Here is a 19,359-nt window from a genome sequence, read left to right as displayed (position 1 = left end):
GGGGAGGGGGTGCCAATCTCGCCCGGCGTATTTCTAGGTTCACCAGGCCGTGACGGCGGCCCTTAAATAATCGATGTCGGCGCAACGGCGGTTGACCTGCTGCCGACTAATGAGATCCAGCCGGCAATATCGGAATTGGTGGCGAAACTGATATTATCCTAGCCTGTGCCTCACTCATTCCGGCAAGACCGGCGGGCGCCACGAGCGCCGAAGCGTCACCCTCTTGCACTGAAAATAACCAGTCGAAATCGAGATCGATCGGTGGACCTGCAGTTGGCGCTGGCGGAACTGCGCCCGCCGCGGCTTGCGCAGTGGTGGGGAATTTTTCCTTGTTACTATGTAGAATGGAGATGTCGGCCCAAAACTCGGGCTCGCCTTTTCCGCCGTCCGTATCGGCATTGATCTCAAGCCAGAACCCCGGGAGGAGGCCAGAGAGGTCGAGGACAGCCGGTTCGGGGTCTGGTATCCGTTTCTCGATACCGTCCGCCTGTGACATCCAACCCTCGATGATCACCTGCTCAGAATTTTGCTGTGATCGCAGGATGAGCTTTGCGCCAGCAGGCGATTTCTCTGCAGTGGTGAAATCAAAAACAACCTCTCCGCCAGCCTTTAAAGGTTGTCCAAGCTTGACCTTGAAGCGTTTGAACTGATCAAGGTGCTGGGAGGACCCAACGAAGCGGATCGTGATGACAATGCACCCGCTTTCGCGATAACCGGTTCGCACGAGATCGAAATACGCGCTTTTATATGTGTTGGGGATGGAAGAGAGGCGACTGTCACATACGATCGACGCAGGTGTTTCAAACTCCACGATCCGGACGGCCTGCTCGTCGCCCTTGAGACTTCCCAAGAGATGCGTGCCTTGACCTCCTGCCAAACCTTTTCGGCAAAATACTTCTACCGGCCGACCCATCTCAGGAAGGGTGCGAGTAGTGATGAATCCAATATGTCGGTGGACGTGGGCAGGATAGCGATTGCCAAATGTCGACGGGCAGATCGCAATCTTCTGATCGCCATTAAGCAAGTCAAAGGTTATCTCGTCATTTGAGATGGCTGCTATCACATCATGGTAGCCAAACGGTTTTGCGACTGGACGATCATCGTCCTCGATGGCCTGACCGATGGCATTAACGACCTCGAAGTCTCGGCTCAATTGCGTCCAACGAAGGCTTGTCGTCGCACTCGCCATGGTCCCAAGGCAACTACAAACGGCACCTTCGATGCGTAGCGAGGACGGTTTCGAGGCAGGGATACGCGCTCCATCGTGCTCAACGTCGATGATGGCGACTGCTTCAGGACCAGACCACTCGAAGCTGGCCAGGACAAGTGGTGCGCCACTTTCACCGTCGGATACGTTAACGGACTGCAGAGACGCGAGAATAGACGTTGAAAAGCGTCCTGCCGCAATTGGTTGATGAAGAATTGAGAGGCGTGCGACCTGTGCCTTCTCAACGCTTGCAATCGGTACATAGAGGGCCGCGTAGCCTTTGACTTTATCGATTGGCTCTTTCCAGGCCGTGACAACGTATCGTTCCGACCCCTTGACGTCTTCAACTTTGATTTCAGCTACCGGGAAGGCTTGGTCACCGTCCTTCGGAAGATAGCTGAGCTTGACGGAAGGGCCGGAAATTTCTGTCAGATCGATCCATGTCGTCTTATCGGCAGCCAGAACCGGATCGGGCGTGTCTGTTTCATCAGCCCCATACAGCCAATGGGGATCAAGATACCGTCGCATGGTGACGGCCATCAAAGCTTCCTCGAGGGGTGGTTCGGCGCCTGTCAACGAGATCGGCCGTAGTGACAACATGCTGTTGACGAACGCGGGTGCGGGCGCGTCGGGCAGGTCGAACGTGAGGCCCAAAGGGCCTTCTCCCTGCAATGTTAAGCCAAGGACTTTTTCGATATCGAAAGGCTTATAGTCAAGTTGTGGGTTTGGACCGATTTCTTTGCGAGAGTCGAGGATTTCGACGGGGGGCGCTGGCCTGTGGGCGGCCTCGTCATCTTCGCTCTGCTTTTCGAAGCCGTATCCAAACCCGGTTTTAAGTTCGGGCGCAATTCTATCGGCGAGGCCACCGCGAGAAAATGGCGGCTCCTGAAGGATAGCGGCTATAGGGGGTATGGGACGTTTTGAACTTTCGCCGCCGGGGGCAGTTGTTTGGGGTATAAGTGCCCGCAGTTGCGGTCGCGTCAGGATCAGCCTGGACGGATCTGCAAGCATTGCGACCCGCATTGTCCAACCGTCTTCTTTGCGTATTCGGGCGCGTTTGGGCAGCCATGCGTCAACACTGCGTTTAGCCCCAGAGCGCAATGCCCCCGCATATCGCGAACGGAGCGTGAAGCGGTGCCTGAAATAGGTCGCCGAAGGAGAATCCCACGGATGCTGCTGCAGGACAGTTGGTGTCCCCAAGGGTGCAACTCTCTGGGTAATTGTCTGGGAATCAATCTCAGGACGATCAAAAAACGCCTCGCTCTCAAACTGGGCTAGACGATTGTCGGCGGCGGTCCATATCAACGGCAGAGCAGGGCCGCTATTGGTTTCATCGAGTCGATACTTTCGCGGTTGCACGAAATGATAGATTGGTCGGCCGCTTATGCGCCAGCGTTGGGTTGTGATGTCGATCTCGCTGATCAAGCGCCAAAGATCGCGTTCGACACCGGCTTTTAAGTTCCGCGTGGTCGCGATGTCGAAGCGACGTACGCCGGCGATCGGAACAGCCTCGATCATCCTTCCGGCAGCCTCAATCCATGTAGGGAGGCCTGGTACTTCGACATAATCGTAGATCGTCTCGATGCGGACTGCCGCGGATGGGAAAAGCAGATAGCCGTCAGTAGTTTTTCGCTTGGCGTATTGCTTCATGCCTTGGTGGATTACACTAACGTCATTCCTCGGTATGAAGTGCAATTCGCTCACTTCGGAATGCATCGAAATCTGAGCGACCGACCCTTCTGGCAACGTGGCGGTCATGACCACTCGACCCGCCGGTGCCTCACTGCCACCGCTGAGCGAAAAGGGCCCACTCGCTATTGTGGTGATCTGAAAGGTGAATAACTCATCGAGCGGCTTGAAGATCTGTTCACGCAATTCGGATGGCGTGCATAGAGGGAGGTCCCGCCGCTGCCCATCCAGTTGCGCATTAAGCCTTGCTCGTCTCCTTGCCTCCCAACCGGCGACGATATTTGGTATCGCTTCTTTGACGAATGTCGCAAGACGTCCGCGAAGGTTGCCGAACCGCTGGACAGCGGCTTCGGCTTGGCCGAAAAGCCTGTCGGTCGTCATCAACTCAACTCTGATTGCATCGACCGCCGGGTCCGGGAGATTGTCGAGGAATTGGGCTAGGCCAGCGTCGAGGTGACGCATGAGATAAGCAAGCAGCAGAATTCTCTCAAACTGGTCGCCGCCGTCCCGATAGGCTTCATCGCGCAACGACGAATTTGACATCCAGCGCATGAAGTCGAGGTAGCCCACCCGGGGTGTTGAGGCCCGCAGTTTCGTTGTATTGGGCAAATCCTGGCGCCATACGTCGTTGTTGGGGCGAAGCAAGAGGAGGGGGGCTTCGTCCTCCGACGGTCTGCGATCCTCGGGCTGATCAAAACTCAATGAACTCGCTTGGCCGGAACTCGAGAGTTCTATGCGGAGCCAGAAATATTCGACATCGTCAGGAAGATCGATGCTATTCGCAGCAACTTCAATGTCTCCAGAATACAAGCGGACGCGACGACCATTTAGGTTGGAAGCAACGACACGCAGGTCACTCAGGCTTTGCAAAGCTGCATTAACGCGAAGTTCCAGCCCTTTGTCTGAAGGATCATCCGGGGCCTTAGAATAAAGCGAGAGAGTGAGTGTGGACGGTGCATCACCGCCCCATTCGAGCTCAGCGAGCCGCCAGTCCAAGTTCCCCTTGAAGTTGTTGGGAATGTACATGCGGGGAAGACCATCGCCGTCCCGAAAGAGATCGATCGTGCCGGGAGCATCCTGGTCAGCGACGACACCGAGCCTTGGGTAATCACCACATAGAGGGTGGACGCCAACGATCGACTCACCAAGTCGCCGAGGCTTGCCGGGGTCCGGCTGCTCAATCACCGACATCCGTGCGATGGCCGTGCGCCGCTCATAGCGCAGGAACAAAATATCAGGCCGCTCCCAAGGACCGTCAAAGGCGCTTTCGATATCAGGCCTGGGCAGCCAAGGCTCGTCATTGCTCTTTTGCAGGCCGGGAGGCAAAACGCCAGCGTTGCTCACCGCGAAACTGAAGCTTTCGAACCCCAGACCGTATGCCAACCGAGGCAGCAGCGCGAATTGATCCTTCACAGGAAATTCGTGCGGCGCGGGCGTATAAAATGGCATCGCGGTAAAGGACGCGTCATCATTCATCCGCGACGCACTCGCCGCGTCGGCGAAGGGAAACCCCTCATATTCGATGAACATCATCGCTCGACCGTCAGCAATAGCCGGCATCATCGGATGGAGGGCGCCGGAGACGTCGGCTCCTTTATCTAAGTTGTGACGACCGGTGACCTGCGGCGCTCTCCACCGAAGATCCGCAAGGTTCGCATAGGCCCACTTCGGATCCTCATCGAGGCGGCGAACGGCGACGCAAATGCCGTTATAGGATTTTGCAAACTCGTCAAATTCGCTCCCGTCGATACCGGATGCGATCTGAATGGGGAGGGGGAGGGGGAAACTGTCCGGCATGAAGCGTTGCCGATCTTTCGGCGCTGCAACTACCGGCGCAATGGCGTCTTGATAGGCCTCTTTGAGTCTTTGCCCCATGCGTTCAAAGTCCGGCCTGAAGTCCGAATCGGTGATCGTCAGCGGAAGCGTCAAGGCATGGAAGCAACTCGCGCGGCGGTCTTCTGGACCGAGTAGCCGCCACCTGAAGAAATTGGCCTCAGCCATCAAGCCGTATAGATTGGCAACTGGGATGGGGATTTGAAAATCACGAGCGGTTTTGAGGAGGGCACTCACGAAGCTCGCGCTGACCGCACGTCGAATGGCCTCGGCTCCGTTAAAGGGACCATTCAGAAGTGCCTTGTAGTTCTCCCAACCGGTGTTGATGGCCCCGACGAGATTGGTATCGGGGGGGCTGCTAGGGTCCTTCGACGGCATTAGGCGTAAAAGAGCGACCGCAATGCGGTGGGCAAGGCGCTGATCAGCCGGGACGGGAGAGTTATTAGGAACGGTGGGCTCGATGCTTTCGAACAGGCGGATCAATGCCCGCTCGGATCCGGACTCGTCCTGCAAAGTCTGCTCTAAGTTTGTCAGCGAGGCCGACAATGTCTCGATCGATTTTCCCATCAGGTCCGCAACCACATGGCTTGCCTCCTCTGGGACTACATCATGCCCAGGCGCACGAAATGCACCCAGCATGCTCGCAATCAGATTGTCCGTATCTGTCGGATTGAGATACCCGTCACGCGTGGTTGCGGGCGAAAGATCGTAAATTTTAAGAAGAGTATCAACGACTGCATCCCTGGTCTTGTTGTCTCCGTAGCGGATCAAGGGGCAAAAATCGATCAACGCATTACGTGTAGCCAGCGCAACAGTTTGCCCGTCTATAACAGCGTAATCGTCGAAATTTTTCAACTCTTCCAAGATAGCAGTAACGAATGGCGCGAGCACCTCCCCCTCGCTTTTTGGATCCGGTTTCCATCCTTCGACGTCGTGGACTGGTTTCAATAGCGACAAGATATGATTATCAAGCGCCGCCAACAAACTGCTGACGACGTACCAGATCGTCTTCCCCCAGTGATAGGTAGCGGGTGACGTGCTCGAAGTAGAGAAGCCCATGAGGGCCTCGAGATCGAACTCTTCATGCGGCCCATTATCGCGTAGTGCATCGGCGCTCGACATAATCGATCCGGCACGCGCTTCGAACATTCGGAGGAAGCGATGAATCTCTTCCGCATCGCGGTTCATTTTCATGAACCCCTCGTCGGTCAACACGTCACTCACAGGAAAGGTCGGCGGGGCAGGGATGATCGGATTCCCGTCAACGCGCCCGATCAGGTTCGTTCTACATGTCCAAGAGCCCAATCCGCCGAGCACGTCGTAAGTGCAATCAATTGCCGCATCATGCCATTGCCCAGGAGTAGTTTCGTGGGTGATGACCTGAATTTGAGGAACATCCAGAACATCGCCGAAGAAGGGCAGGACGACAAAAACTCCATCTTTCTGATGATCCTTGACTTGCAACAGATGCGTGAGACCCTGCATGTGCCCCGCCGGCGCGTTCCAGGCCTGCGCGGCGCGGAGGCGCGAAGAGGCACCAGCTTTTTCTGCATCAACTGTTAAATCAGGATCGAAAGCATCGTTGCGAGAGGTCCAATAGGCCGCCCCCAAGCTCGGCGTATGCTTTTCCAACCAAGCAATGACATCTCCCTCGTCCGAAACGATCTGGGGTGCCGAAATCGTGCGAGGTTCGAGTTCCACATCGGCAGGTGAAACAGTTCTAGGCGCCGATGCCAAATCGATCTTGAACACATGCAGGCTGGTTGATGACAGCGCGGCCAGAATGTTTCTGAATTTTGCGTGTGCGTCATCCTCTTCCGCTTGATCGAAGGTCGTTAGATCAGTCTGGACTTCGAACGAAAGGTTTACTGCATAGGTGGCGGTCAGATCCACCGCATGAAACGCCTGGGGCTCTGGATCGACCAGGCAATGAATGATCGGGTTCAGCGTCATCTTACTTCATTGCCCCCTGTAATTTGTTGGCTGCTTTCTCGATCTCCGCTGCCTTGCCTTCCAGCTCGGCAGAGGTCGAGGTGCTGACTGAGGATTCTGATTTCCCACCACGCAATTTGTAGTTGGCCTGAGCACGCGCGCGCAGGGTGAAGAACCGGCTGATCCGGATCGATACGGTTAGCGTGCCATCGGCGTCGATTTGACCGGATTCCCTGTAGGTCATGCGCAGAACCAGTGTGATCCCGACGGTCGCAATCCCAGCTACGTCGACATGACCAGCAATGACCAGGACAACTGCGATCGACAGGCCGCCGCCGGACTTTCCGATGGTTTTGCGGTATGACAACACGCCTGACAGCGTGATGAACACCTGACCGGATATCGGGCCGAACGCAAATCCGAGTTGGGCCGACCCGCCAGCCCCTGCTTCGACCAAGACAGTCAACTCGCTGTTGATCGGTTTGTACTCGGCCTCAACCTGCATATAGCCGGTACCACCGATAACAAAAATTGAGAAAATGAACGGCCGCTCGACGGTTGAAAGATTGAAGCGGTTCGCCAACATGAAGTCGGGGAATGCGACGAGCTTGAAATGGTTTTCCAACGATATGTTGGAAACGCCGCTCGTACCGAAATTCAGCGACAGATTCGGGATCGCAAAATCGTGCTGGACACCAATTGGCACGCCGTTTTCGCGAATCCACTCCAGACCTCCTGGCAACTCTGGGAAGATCGACGACAGGAAATCCTGAATGAACTTAAACTGTGGATTGAGCTTGACGTTCTTCGGATCGAACTGGATATCAAGCCCGCTCTCCTTCGTGAAAGCCAGACCAAAATTGTCGAACCGGACCATCGACTGGCCGCTGACGACCACGTCGATCGCGGTGCCAATTCTGCCAAAACCGGTAACCGCCACTTTTTCCTGGTCTTTTGATGCGTCGAGGCGAACCCGCCCCGTCAACTGCATATCGACGAAGTCGGCCTTGAACACACCGAGAGAAAAAAGACTGCGGCGCCCAGGGAAGGGGGCATTGATATCTACCTGCACCCAGGCCCGCGCCTGCTTCTCGTCGAAGTCATGGGTGACCTTGATGGCGTCAGCGACGCCTTGAGGAATCTTGTACCCCTTGAACAGGTTATCGAGTTTGGCCCCGCCAAAGTTTCGAAAGACGCTCCCGATATCGAAATCATTCAGATTGGCCGGCAAGAGGCTTTCACCAATCTTGTCGAACGGCAACGACAATCCGATCGCCTTCAATTCGTCACTCAGACGGTCGAAAAGGGCATTGGCCTTCGTTGTGTCGATGATGTCACTGAGTTCATCATAGCCGGACCGGATACGATCGATATCTGCTTTAAGAGCGGCGAGTTCTGGCGCACTGGTAACTGCGGAATAAAGCTTAAGGACGTTGTTAGGGGTGGCGAGAACCCCGCCTTCGGTCAACTTCCCGGCAGAATCGAAGACCCGATCCGCATAGGCGCTCGCTGTCTGTTCTACGCGGCCAAGGTCATTGTATAGACCACGAACCGTTCGATCGAGATTGCCGACCGCTGCGATCAACTTCTGCGCGGCATCGACAGTCTGACCGTATTCGTCGTAGACCTTCTGCAGTGCTTCGCCGGCAGCCGTCAGTTTCCCCTTGAGATAGGCTTCCGCATCGTTTGCCAGTTGAGCAAAATACTGGTCCACTTCGGCGACGCCTTGGGACACTGCGCTGCAGGCGTCGGTCACCTCTGCCAACGCTCCGAGACCCGCAACACTGAAATCTTCAATCTGTTGCTCGACCTCACTGACAACAAGCTGAATGCGGTTACGAAGGATCTTGATCTGACCGGTCACCGCGACCGGATCGATCAGCTTCGTGTCATCCAAGGGGCCTAGGACAATTTCTAGGCCGTTGTCGATGAACCTAGAGACATATTTCTCAAGCAGAGCTTCCGGCGCCAATGCGTCTTTAACGCCCTTGAGCGTGCTCTGCACGTCATCGATGACGGGCTGCATTTTTTCTGGGATCGCTTGCAGCGCCTCGTTTGCCTCAACGAACTGTTCGTCGAGCCAACGGCGAGTTGGTACCAGGACTGCATCGACTGCGTTCCCAATCCCACTCAAAAGATCATCGATCTCCTGGACAGGACCATCGAAAGGGACTTTTGCAAGAACATTGGCAATCGCCGAGACATCAATTTGAAGCTCGAGAAATTCCGCGTCCGCCAGCTTCTGGGCGACATCGACGAAGTCTTCCGTTGCTTGTTTTAATACAGCCGCCGCATTCGTAATCCCTGTCATAAGGTCTTCAACGAGTGTGGTGACCTGATCAACTGCGCTGTCGATGGCTCCATCAAATTCAACAGCACGATTGGCGAGATCGCCAATGTCACCGACCGCTTCCTGAGCCTGTTGCAAAACTAGAATTACACGCGCTTTGAGCGCAGGATCCTTATTTCCGAGATCTTGATTTGCTTGAATTTTCGCGAGGAGGTCGGGAAGCTTCCCGACAGGCGGCAATGTCCCGTCAGGGGGTTGTGGGAGCGTCTGCAGATCGGACAGTGCGACGATGAGATTTTGCAACACGTCACGAACCGCAACGCCGATGCGGCTAACTTGATCTGCGGCCATGCCTCGAAAAGCATTGACGTCCTGAAGAAATTTTGTGACGTGTCCCGCAATCGACTGACCGGCGTTATTCAGTTCAACTGCAAGCCTTTGCGCCGCCTCATCGATTGCGGCATCCACATCGGCTTCGACGCTTGCAATGCAAGCGACCAATCCGGCCCTGTAAGCCTTGCGTCGTTCGGCCGACCAAGGTTTGTCCTTTTCGTAACCGGCATTGAATTGGTCAACGCGCTGATGGGCGCGCTTTATTACCTGCTCGAGTTCAACCTCAGTGTCGAGCAGAATGGCTTTTGCTTTTTCAACACCCTCTTCGACGCGCGTGACATCCTGAGAAGCCTCAGCGAACAAGGGCCGTAGATGGCTGATGATCTCCGTCGTGAAGCGATTTCGTAGGTCGGCTTTGCTTTGCCCAAGAGCCTGGCCAGAATCTACTTCCCATTGAGCAAGGTCGTTACTAACGTCGGCGACCCAATCTCGCAAAGCTGTGGAGACCAAATTTTGCTTGCGCTTGATCACCGCAACGGCATCGATTTTCAGTTTTTCACAAAGAGCCCCAGACGAGAGTCCGGACGCAAAACTCCTCAGTTTTTCGAGCTTTGATTTGTCTATCCCCGCCAATTTTCCCGTTACGGCGGCAGAAACCGTGCCCGTTAACTGTCCTTTCAAATCGGTAATGGCATTTTGGATTGCAACAGGATCATTGCTCTTGATGATATCGATCAGCGTGCCCTGATCGCCGTTGCCAACCTTCTTCGAGAAGTCGAGCAAAGCATCATCAACGCCAGAACCGTCATTCGTCCAGTAATCCAGTTTCGAAAGCTGCCCCAGTTCAAGCGACTGCTTTGCGGAAGTCAGTGCGTCAAACAGTTGGGGCGGCAGACGCTTTTGCGCTTCCTCCGTATGTCCGGCGCGCATGAACGAGATACTGTCTACGCCAACATAGACCGGCTTGCCTGAACGCCCAGCGTTGATCGCCGTCTTTTGCGCTGCCGGCGCCAGACGCCATGTGAATCGGCGGAGTCCTGGTAGCAGCCGGCTTACCGCCCTCCGACGGCCGTCGGATCCGTATTTTCTATCTCCACCTTGCTGCGTATTCGAAGTGACATCATATGAATCTGCAATCGCTTTTGCATTTGGCAGGTTCACATAATCAAGACCGATCAAAGGTGCCCACTGATCAGTGTCGCTGGTGGACGCCTTGAAGTCGGCAAAAAAGTACAGCAGGTCAGGATCCCGGCAATCTTGTGCGACATTCGGTTTCTCGCCCTCCCCCTCAGCGGTACTGACAAAAGCGATATCAGGTAGGGGATAGACTTGGGGGCGCTCCATCGACGCTTGGCGGTTCCACAAAGGTACCTGCCAACCCGTCTTGCCAACTTCACTGGACCAAGCGCTGTCGACATTGATGACATTGGAATTGAAGCGGACGCTTTCGAGGAAACCGGCGCTGCGCTGCGTGGCCCTGTCAAAGTCTGGATACTGGCGCACAGGCTGCAGGAGTTCGATATATTCGCGTACTTTTCGCAGGATTGGCCGGCGGCTCCGAGTTCGTTTGTCATCGTCTTTGAATTTTGGTGCGAACTGCGCCGAAGGATTTACCGTCCGCTCGTAGACGACGACATGTTTGGCGCGATGCCACAGCGCGCAGACGCGCCCGATAACCTCAACCTGCTGGCGTTGCACACGACCATTGCGGGTTTCGCTAATGATCGCAAATTTGCCGCCGAGAAACTCGGCTTTCTGAACAGCGTCCCCGCCAAGGGGCGATAACGCGATTTGTTCAATTGTCCCACCATCGGACTCCGGCTGGTCGAGAAGCGCCCTTAACAAGTTGAAGGATTCGACCGGCCAAAGCGCGCCTCCGCTCAAGCCCTGCGGATGATGTCGTGGTTTACGCGGTGTCGCGGTGTCGACCAAGGAAATAATCTGCGGTGCCGCGAGACCCAGCCGTGGCCAATTTTGGAAGTCAGGTTCATCTTCCGCAATAAGGGCGTCGTCTGAATGATCGATCACCGGCGGGCGGTGAAGAGCGCTGCCGCGCAAGGCGAAGCGGACGCCATCCGAGAACCGGGCTGGTGTGAACTCTGTTGTCGATTTAAGGTCGCGCGCCCAAACTTCGAGCCGCTCTGGCCGGCGCGCAGCAGACGACCGGACTGCGTCCCAGCGGCTGACGAGTGCCCGGTCATTATCTGTCTCGCGCGCAGGTCCGGTCAGCCGCCCAACAAGAGCTTCGATCTCCGCGATACGGGCACCGCGGGCAATACCTGTTTCCTTGGAGACGTCGATGCCAACTGGCAAACCATAGAGAAATTCGGCACGCAAGAAAGAGAGAGCGGCCCCGAGACCGTAGGCGCCTGCCTGGCGGAAGATTTCGTAGCTGGTTGCTTCGGGCATGAAGTAACCACGCTCGACGTCACTTGGAGCAATCCATATCTCAGCAGGCGGCGTCAACGCCTGTTCGACCGCACGTCGCCTCAGGTTGGATCTTAGCTCATCGTATTTCTTGTCTTCGCCATGTTCCTCAAAATTGCTTTGAAACGGCCTCGGCGGCATCTCCACTTCGTCAACGAGATCATGGATCTCTAGTCTTCCGGGCTTATCAGCACTTTCCCCGATGGCCTGTGCAGGCAACATATAATGGTAGTACGGGGCGACTTTTCTATACTGCCAGATCCGGTCGTCGCCGGAATAGACAGCCACGGCCGCAGTGTCGTCCCTACCGCGATTTGCGAGTGGTTCTTGTCTAAACCTAAATACGCTGAATGGCTCGGACGACAGAACGACATAATCGTTTTTGTCTTTACCATCCGGCGTGTTTTCATAAATGCTGGCAGTCAGTTGGCGATCCTGCCGCGCCGATAGAACCTCCGTGGCGTCTAGCCAATACTGGCCAGAGCGAGAATCGGGATTCAGTGGGATGAGAAGCGGGGCGACACGCGCACTTCGATCGAACCGTAAGGTATCAACGCCAACAGGTCGGACGGAAGTGAGCGGAATGACAAGCCTAAACTCCACCGAAATACGGCCCTCAGGATATCTGAGATTTGCGCCGTCCTGGCTGCTTCCGTCGCGCGTGCCAGCACCGCCGATGCGTAGTCGAGCCTCGATTTCGGTTGGCTTTTCGGAATTATCTGGCTTGCCGACAGCGTCGAATTCCAGAGAAGCAAGACGGCCATGCCAAGTGGCCGGTGCATCGACTAGAGTTGCGGTGTAAGACAGAAAAAAGGAAGGACCATCGTCAATAGTGTCCTCTGTGATAGGGACCCATTGCTGGTCATGCTGCAGTTTGATACGGAACGCCGCCTTGGGATCCTCGAAAAAGCTCATCCGTGCCGCTGAGATGACGATCGTTGTGCTGTCACCTTTTGAAAGGTCGTTGCTCATCAGAGCCGTCGGAGAGGCAAGGCTCAAACGGGTCGGTGGGCGCCTCCAAGGTCCGATGAGTTTACCCCGGCCGTCGTCTGGTCGACCCCAGGCAATCAGGCCGGTGTGGGGATCGATTTGCGCTTTGAGTACAGATCCAAAAAGCGTGAACCAAACGGATTGCTTCCTCAGGCTTAACGACGGTAAAAACGACTGGGGTTGACCGGCTTCGCCTGCCACCAACGCTTTGCGGGCTTCTTCGAAGCTGAACTGAGCCATGGAGAGCAACCCGCCTGAAAACAGGGCGTCGCGCTCGACGGAGCTTGCCGCAACCTCACTTATCGTTTCGCGCCAACTCCATTGCAACGCGACATCAGCCGACCAGTCCTTCCGTCGGTCGCCGCTCCAAACGTCATCAGGCCCGATTTTCCAAGAAAGCGTACAATCTGCTGAAATACGATCGCCGAGATGCAGCCATCCGGAGATGAGCGCCCGCTGATCTGCGCCATAGTAAACCGAATGGGCGCGCTTACCGCCAAGTTCTTCGCTGAGGCGCAACCTAAACATCATGATATTCTGGTTGTCGGATACTTTGACGGTGTCGACCTGCAGGTCGTCTTCATCCGCGGAATTTGCGGGGATCTGCGGGATCACGCGCACCCTGTAGGTCAGGCCAGCTACGACACCATCAAGGGAGAAGAACCGAAGGCTTAGGTCTTCAGGTTCGTTGTTTGAAAAGCGCAGCCCGTCTTCTCGTACATTAAAGCCGTAACGGGAAAGCAAATCGTTCGAAAAAGCCGTCGCGTTCTTTGGCCATGTCTTGTTCGGATTGATCTTCGCATTGTCCTGATAGCTTACGAAGCCGGCCGGCTTAGTGCCCCTTTCGGAAAATCCAAATGAACCGAGCTTGAAATTCTTCACTCCCGAATGATTGGACAACTCGACATAATTGTCCTCTTCACCCGGGACCGCGTCGTTGGTTCCCTCATCGGTCCACCCACCGAATAATGTCGCTAGTTGAATCGGATCGCCTTTCAAGCCTTTCGATGTTTGATAGACCGCCGTAAATGGAAACGCCCGCGCCTCAGAAATTTGCGACTGACGGAGGGGCAGGGGCAAGTTGATACGCAGCGCGAACAAATTGCTCTTCAAAAGGCGCAACCCTGAATAGACAGGGTTTATCCCGTCATATGCAAAACCGTTGGCCAGCGGCAATCGAAGGGTCAATGCGCCCTTTTCATACTGCTCGATCAGGAAAGCGCCGCGGAAGGCGAGCCAGTCAGCAGCTGCGACTTGATCCACCCAAAAGGTCTTCGTTTCTTCCCCGTCGCCCAGAAATTCTATCACGTCTTCGGGACGTACGGTTGGTATAACCTCTAGTGCTGGATCGTCCCGAGAGGGTATTGACCTTCCAGACGACCAGCGAAGGGCGGCGCGCTGGGTTTTCCCATCAGAGATGAAGAATAGATCGACCACGCCATCAAGAGGTTTTTCCGTTCCGACGGCCTCGGGCAAGGGCGGCCAAGCGAAGTGACCAAACAGGCGAAATGCAAGCATTACCCACCTCCCACGCGCTCAAAACAGCGCGAGGGGATATTGAAAAACTCGCGAACTGAAGTAAACTGCAGGTAGCAGTGAAGGCAAAGTTATCTACAGATTTTTATTTTAAGTGCGCAAGTGTTATACCTTGCAGCAGATAATATTTTATTTTTAAATTTGAATATCACCAATATTGATGACGCTTCGAACAGTTATCAAGAGGCATCCGCCGGAGATATATCGGAGAATTCAAATCGCATTCGACATCGGGACTTATGGTGCAAGCGGCGTTCCATAAATTACCAATTTTAATACGTCAGAGAGCGCTGTTTAACTGAAATCGACGTAGAATCTCCATTCCTGTTGCGATTTGCGAGCATTTATCAGAGCCACCCGTCACGGCAGCCTACAACCTGACCCCTCGCGTTTTTCATGCGCGAGCCGGCAAAGCCAGAAACGCCAAAGTCTCTCGGAAGTAGAGTGCCGCATACCGGTCAGGCGACACCGCAATATTTCATGACATAGATGTTGTCTGCGCCAAGCACGTTTACTTTGTAGGGTCCCCACGCCTGCGTGATCTTGTCCTTTTCATCGTATGGCCAAGATGCCGGCATGCTCGACGGGGTGCGAGAAGGCGTTCTTCCATCGTCGGAATACCAAATAACGAAGTGCTTACAATTTCCGACGTCGTCGGCTGCGGCGTCTTTTGCAGCCTGCCCGCATCTTTCCCAGGCCTTTTTGATAAACGGTTGCTTCAATTCGTCAGCGCTTGGGTATTTTGGCTTAGCAACGCCGCTTCCGCCGCGTTTGTAGGCAACTCCTGCAATGAACCTGCGGGCAGCGGCAAGATCAGGAAGCTTGCTGTCATCTGTAACCTCGACTGTCCCCGTCTCCGCATAGACGATCGCCTGGCAAACCATTTCCGTAATCGTCGCCGTTGCCAGGATCGAGGCCAGACCTTGGCTTGCGAATTGATTGGTATCAGGACCGGATTGACCGATAAAAAATTGCTGCGTCGTCGTCGGAAAGTGAGTTGCAGGCGATGTCGGTAGCGACATTGGTCGAATTGTGGTTGCTGTATCACCAGGGATCGAGATCCCTGGTCCAGGGTCTCTCCGCCGCCCGTCTAGAAACCAGTCGGCGTCAAAATTGGGAGACTGACGAACAAGAATAATAAGGCTCACGAAATAGCCGAAAAAGCCAAGCGCGAGCCCAATCCCATAGTAGCCGAACAGTTGCGATCTTTCCGGAAAGAGGCTGAGGACCGCACCCCCGCCAATAGCTGCTACGAGCGTGGTAATGTCGCCCAGCTGCAAGTCGCCTTTCCGGTATCGGTTCACATAATAGACATACCAACCGATGATTAGGCCAAAACCCAGCGCTCCAAGATTGATCGCTTCCATCTATTCCCCCTCACTTCGATATCGTCTGTGCAAGACCTTTAAAAAGCTCAAGTTACATCCGGCCCCCAGAGTAAAACCCATTCCAAACGGAACAAGCTCGGAGAGCCCGGCAATATGGACAATTCCCAAAGTTGGAGCCCCCAGGAATATGGCGGCATAGAGAACTGAAAAGCGCGTCACCGGACGATCAGCCGAAATCAGCCGGGTCGCAAGTAGGATCGCGAGCCATCCGAAGACCGTACCTGTCAGTGCAGCGCCCGCCATACAACGCACTTTCGGTTGTCGATTTTAGTGATGACAAGACCAACACCTTGGTCCCGAAATCGCGCCCACGCCCTTATTTTTTCCCTTAGCAGGAGTCGTTCAGCGCAGCGTTACGTCGTAAGCATTGCCGACATGCTTGGAGTCGTCAACGACTACAATCTTCTCTTGCAACGAAAAAGCAAGTACGCGTGGAAAATTTTTATGTGAGTAGTTCTCTGCAAGTTTCGCTGCCACTATCCGCTGAACAGAAGATTCCCAATTGTCTGCCCGGACTAGCACAAAGGTCAGACATTAACCTGAGAAAGTGACCTCAAAATACGCCAGCTGCCGTCAATGCTTGTGCGACACACGAAGGTGATTACAGGAGAGGCGTCATCGGATCCCAACTCGCGTTATGCTTTCGCATTAAATCGTCGGTGACAGTATGTTCATCGCTGAATTTGCGCTCTTCGACAGTTTGCACTTGCGATGCCAGTACGCGATCATAAAGGGCATAGCAAATCTGGCCATTGTTGTGCCTTGCGCGGTAGGCGATGCCATCGACCTCAGGATAACGGCGGTGCAATTCGCCTGCGAAGGCTTGGGAGTTCGCGTAGTCGTCACCAGCGCAAATGTCGGCGGTGACGCCATGATAGGCCAGCCCCTCGTCGAAAAGTTTGATCAGCAGGAGTTCCCGCGTGACACTCAAGACCGTCCATTGTCGGAGTTCCACGTAGTCTCGCGACAGAATGCGGCGCGCACGTCGCAAAATCGTTTCAGCGAAGGCACCTTCGAGAGATTGGGCGACATACAGCGTTCGATACTGACCGGCGGGTGCGTCAAATCGGTAAGAGGGACCGCTTCCCGGGGATGGCCCGAACCAAATCGGGCCGTCCTTAATTTGATGGATGCGCACAAAAGTGGAATGGGCTGGAACGGTCAAGGTCAGCAGATCTGATTTTGCCGTGCCCCCCGCTGAACTCATGATTCATCCAGCCCCAGATAAGCGCGCGCTGCTCTAATCACGAGTTCGACGTTCCCGCCTTTTAAAGCATCGAGTGGCTTGCCGCCCACCACCGGATCCGGCTCCACAAGAAATTGCAAAGCTGACCAGTTTCCGGCCTTGCTCTCTTCGAACAGCGAAAGCACGCGACGTAAGTCTGGGACGATCTTAACGCCGTCAGCGCTTTCTACGAACTGAGCAGATGGGACGATCAGCTCTCGATCGCGCATAAGACCGAGCGCGGAACCACTGCCCACGCGTTTGTGCAGGTTTTGATGCGACATCCCCAACCGGGAAGCTGCCTCCCGCAATCCGAGCGCTTCACCCGCCTGCGCCAGAACTTGAGCCTGATTGGCGGCAAGTCGATTTGCATCGTCCTCATGCGCCTTGTCACTGATCTCGTGCTCCGCGTCTGCTGCCAGTGCAAGCGCATCCTGGATCAGTCCCGCCGTCAAGTCGAGTTGCTTGACGAGCGACTTGATCGCATGCTCGCGCCTGATGAAGAACAATTGCTTGAGCGAGTGAGATGACGCCGGTGTCAAATCGCATAAGCTGTGAAAGGCCGAGTAGGTTAGACCTTCGACTTCTGCTGGTGGCGTCCACTCATACATCAGCGCCTGCCGCAGAACTTTGAACCGGCTGAACGTCGAGTCCGCGAGCCAGGTAAACCAGCTCAACTTCGCTCGCCGCTTAGGCTGGATGCTCTCGAATTCAACGTAAAAGTCTCGGATCCCGGCTTGTTCGAAGGCGACACACATATGGAACGTCGCAAGTTCGACACGATGCGCGAAACGCGCGAGCGAGGCGACATCCGGCCGCTGGCGTTCGAGTAGGACATAGGATGCTCCAAAATGCATCGCTGCCGGTTCGGGTCCGAACGCATCGTAAATCGGCATCCCACGGGGTGGCGCGTCGTCAGCCGGGATATACGACTCATCGGAAGCAAAAACGCTTTTGGAAAAGACTGAACCACCCCCGTGAAGCATCCCGCCATGCCCTGATCCGCTATCAACGATACGCGAACGGGGATCGTGACCGCCGATCCCGAACGCAGCAAAGTGGCCTGTCGCAGTGAGAGGAAACTGGCCTGAAGACATCTACCTGTATTCCCTGACTAGGTTGACAAAAACGTGTTAGATATCGTTGACATGACCTTTGTCAACTAAAAAAGCGAATAATTTCTTAATGCCCCATCGCTATTGCGCTAGATGTCAACATTAATCTTGTGCCCTCGCATTGCAATTCGCCAAATTGGATGAAGACAAAAGGTTGACGCTTCGTTTTGTCAACTTGACATATGGTGCCGGACTGCTACGTTGTCAACCGACACAGGCTTGCAGAAGGAGCAGGCAATGACGCGAGCAGGCAAGCCGAAAGCGGCGGCGCACGATACCAAGCCAATCAAGGCCGTTCTTGCGCGCTTGTTCTGCATTTCTCCCGACTGGCTTGCGCTTGCTTGTGATGGAATACGGGTCGTATGCGCCAACGCCGCCAACTGGGCGCCTCCGCTTGGAATGCAAGAAGGATGGATGGCTACCTATCCCTACTTCGGACTGCAGTTCGAATTCGTCTACGGGTGGGTGCAAGGCGTTGAGAGAGTGCTCTTTACGGGCCTCTGCTGGCGAGATCCTGGATCCCCACGTAATCTGGTCACCCACATTGGATATGTTTCCCTTGCTCCGGGCAGCCCATATGTCCGAGGTGATCTCACCGCTCCAACCCTGAGAGCGCCCTCGGCCGAATTGCCTTTCATGCCTCGCGACGGCTCGGCCTTACTTTCCAATCTTGGTACGAAGGCGGTGCCTGAAATACTTACGATTCTTGTCGAAAAAGTCGGACCGCATGCCAAACAATCAAGCCTCATTGTCGTGAAGCGCGACACGCGGCAACGACGTATCTTTCTCCCACAACATGTCCCTCGTTCTTGGCCTTCAGAGTTACCAGAAACGCTTGTTCAACTGCTATTCAACTCAACGAAGGAAACCACAATGAAAGAGATCATCACAGGCACCCAGGTCGTCAAAACTCTGCCTCACTGGTTTATGTGTCACCCTCCAATAATCCTGGCGGATTTCCACGTGTATGGGATCGAAAGATCCTTGCCGCAAAGCCGCGACGTTCGGAAAGCGCCCCTTACAGGGAAACAAGGCGGCCGCTTGACATCGTGCTTGGCAAGCCATGTGGGCAGTGGCGCCGATTTTACGGCGACGCGCTTGATTGGTCATTCTGCAAGTGCCGCTGATCCGCAGCGAGCCACAAGGCATTAAGTCGAATGAGCCGCCCCGGTCAAACGGGGCGGCTCAAATCCGCTCCTGCCGTATGACGATCCACGCGATGCGATCACAACATCACGCGGAGTTTTGGGTGCTGCTCGGCTGGAAATGTGCCATCACAACGTGACGATCCCCGGGATAGGTAAGGGAGGCAACTCACGTTGATGATATCTGTCTACGCGGAAAATCTGCTGCACGTTGTCGATAATAGCACTTCCTGACCTCGGACTCGTGGG

Annotated in this window: 6 protein-coding genes; 1 reads left to right on the top strand and 5 read right to left on the bottom strand. The window is 55.0% G+C overall.

Annotated elements, in window-relative coordinates; all coding sequences use genetic code 11:
• Window positions 1–106 precede the first annotated feature (106 nt).
• The 5 genes from DEM27_RS24650 to DEM27_RS24625 form a co-directional block, all read right to left on the bottom strand.
• The gene (locus tag DEM27_RS24650) at window positions 107–6,682 is read right to left on the bottom strand and encodes a hypothetical protein (RefSeq protein WP_109460897.1); all 6,576 of its coding nucleotides are present in this window, start codon (window positions 6,680–6,682) and stop codon (window positions 107–109) included.
• A gap of 1 nt (window position 6,683) precedes the next feature.
• Window positions 6,684–14,219 (bottom strand): hypothetical protein, encoded by a 7,536-nt coding sequence (locus DEM27_RS24645; protein WP_109460896.1) that lies wholly within the window; start codon window positions 14,217–14,219, stop codon window positions 6,684–6,686.
• A gap of 476 nt (window positions 14,220–14,695) precedes the next feature.
• Window positions 14,696–15,604 (bottom strand): hypothetical protein, encoded by a 909-nt coding sequence (locus DEM27_RS34425; protein WP_205908955.1) that lies wholly within the window; start codon window positions 15,602–15,604, stop codon window positions 14,696–14,698.
• 622 nt (window positions 15,605–16,226) lie between these two features.
• Window positions 16,227–16,832, bottom strand: a complete 606-nt coding sequence (locus tag DEM27_RS24630) for an RES family NAD+ phosphorylase (RefSeq protein WP_109460894.1) — start codon at window positions 16,830–16,832, stop codon at window positions 16,227–16,229.
• The gene (locus DEM27_RS24625; protein ID WP_128755563.1) at window positions 16,829–17,947 is read right to left on the bottom strand and encodes a hypothetical protein; all 1,119 of its coding nucleotides are present in this window, start codon (window positions 17,945–17,947) and stop codon (window positions 16,829–16,831) included. The genes DEM27_RS24630 and DEM27_RS24625 overlap by 4 nt, the downstream gene beginning before the upstream one ends.
• 255 nt (window positions 17,948–18,202) lie before the next feature.
• On the opposite strand from DEM27_RS24625, the gene DEM27_RS33665 reads away from it, so the two are divergent.
• On the top strand, window positions 18,203–19,117 hold the full coding sequence (locus DEM27_RS33665; RefSeq protein ID WP_128755562.1) for a hypothetical protein: 915 nt from the start codon (window positions 18,203–18,205) through the stop codon (window positions 19,115–19,117).
• Window positions 19,118–19,359: the final 242 nt, after the last annotated feature.

This window comes from Rhizobium album (assembly GCF_003122325.1).
In the GTDB taxonomy this organism is placed as follows: domain Bacteria; phylum Pseudomonadota; class Alphaproteobacteria; order Rhizobiales; family Rhizobiaceae; genus Metarhizobium; species Metarhizobium album.
The sequence above is the reverse complement of the archived record's forward strand: the minus strand, read 5'-3'. Positions and strand labels throughout refer to the sequence as shown.